Below are 1,652 nucleotides of genomic sequence, written 5' to 3' on the forward strand. Positions count from 1 at the left end.
CTAGTGCAGCGATTCATAAGTCCTTCGGGGAGTGCTGACTACTGTCAGTGCTCCCCGAGATCGGCGAGGTGGACACCACACGCGCAGTCCAGAGCCTCGTTCGGGGTCCCGGTCCACTGCCCGCTCGGCAACACCGTGTCCTTGTAGCGCTCACTGGCAGGTTCGTAGAGCGCGAACGCCCAGTGCTGCGCATCACCCAGGTACTCAATCCGCGCCAGGGCAAGATCTTCATCGGGTAGGTGCCCCACCAGGTAGCCGTAGGAGCCACGCCAGCCGATGGTGACCTCCTCCAACTGCGGCCAGGCTCTCGAGGCGTAGTGGTCCAAGCCACCCTCGACCTGGTCCTTGAGCGCGCGTGAAGGGATCGGCATGCTCCTCATCCTGCCCTGCCCGCCCGCGGGGCCACCACCGCCCGCATAGATTATGGATACCCGCGGGCGCCAAAGGCCCCGCGGCTGGGACCGTGACAAAAGGGGGAGCAATAGGTGTGAGCAAAGCGCCCGTGATCGTGTTGGGCCACCGCCGCCGGGCCAAGCTGGAAAAGCTCATCGCGCGGGCCAGCACCCCGCAGCGGCTGGCCCAACGCGCCACGATGGTGCTTTTGGCCTGGCGGGGCCGTTCCGAGGCCGAGATAGCCGCCCAGGTCGGGGCACACCTGCAGACCGTGCGGACCTGGACCGCCCGGTACAGCCATGGGGGGCTGTCCGCGCTCGCGGACCAGCCCCGTAGCGGCCGCCCCGAGGTCTATGGGCCCACGGTGCGCGTGCGGATCGTGGCCACCGCCACCTCGATCCCACCGGTAGGGGAGTCCCAGTGGAGCCACCGGCTGATCGCCGCCGAGCTCGCCGACACCGGGATCTCTCCCGCACAGGTCGGGCGTGTGCTGGCCGCCGAGGACCTCAAGCCCCACCGGGTCCAGGGCTGGCTGGCTCGCCGCGACGACGAGGCGTTTTGGGAGCAGGCCGCGACCGTGTGCGATCGCTACCTGGACCCACCTGCTGGCACCGTGCTGATCAGTATCGACGAGAAGACAGGGATCCAGGCCACATCCCGTAAGTACGCCGAGCGGCCAATGATGCGGGGCCGCCCGGCACGGCGGGAGTTCGAGTACGTGCGCCACGGCACGGTCTCCATCATCGCGGCGATGGAGGTGGCCAGCGGGCAGGTGTGGGCCGAGCGGATCAGGCGCAACGACTCGGTGACGTTCATCGCGTTCCTGCACCGGCTGGACCAGGCCATCGACCCGAAACTGAAGATCCATCTGGTGCTGGACAACGGGTCCTCGCACACCTCCAAGGCCACCAGGGCATGGTTGGCCGGGCGCCGGAGGTTCTCGGTGACCTACACACCCAAGCACGCCAGCTGGCTGAACATGGTCGAGCTGTGGTTCTCGGTGCTGACCCGACGCTTGTTGCGACGCGGCGCTTTCGCCTCCCAGAAGGACCTTCAGGACAAGATCACGGAGTTCACCGTTCGCTACAACACCACTGCCAAGCCATTCGAATGGAAGTACGACGCGCGGGCCGAGCACGCTCGTTACCTGGCCCGCCATCAGCACGAGCGGGCACGCCAGGACACCTACCTCCAGGCCGCCTGACGATCACGGAAGGTAACCATCACACAGTCGAAGGACTTATGAATCGCTGCACTAG

General features: G+C 66.8%; 2 protein-coding genes. One reads left to right on the forward strand and one right to left on the reverse strand.

From position 1 onward, the window contains the following. Positions 1-44: 44 nt before the first annotated feature. A complete protein-coding gene (locus ACYVD1_RS34630; protein WP_460778701.1) occupies positions 45-371 on the reverse strand; it encodes a hypothetical protein in 327 nt (108 codons plus the stop codon). Between the two features lie 116 nt (positions 372-487). Here ACYVD1_RS34630 and ACYVD1_RS34635 point away from each other — a divergent pair, with 116 nt between their 5' ends. Continuing rightward, positions 488-1,597, forward strand: coding sequence for an IS630 family transposase (locus ACYVD1_RS34635; RefSeq protein ID WP_460778702.1), 1,110 nt, complete (start codon positions 488-490; stop codon positions 1,595-1,597). The last annotated feature ends 55 nt before the right edge of the window (positions 1,598-1,652 follow it).

The organism is Nocardiopsis nanhaiensis (assembly GCF_054778635.1).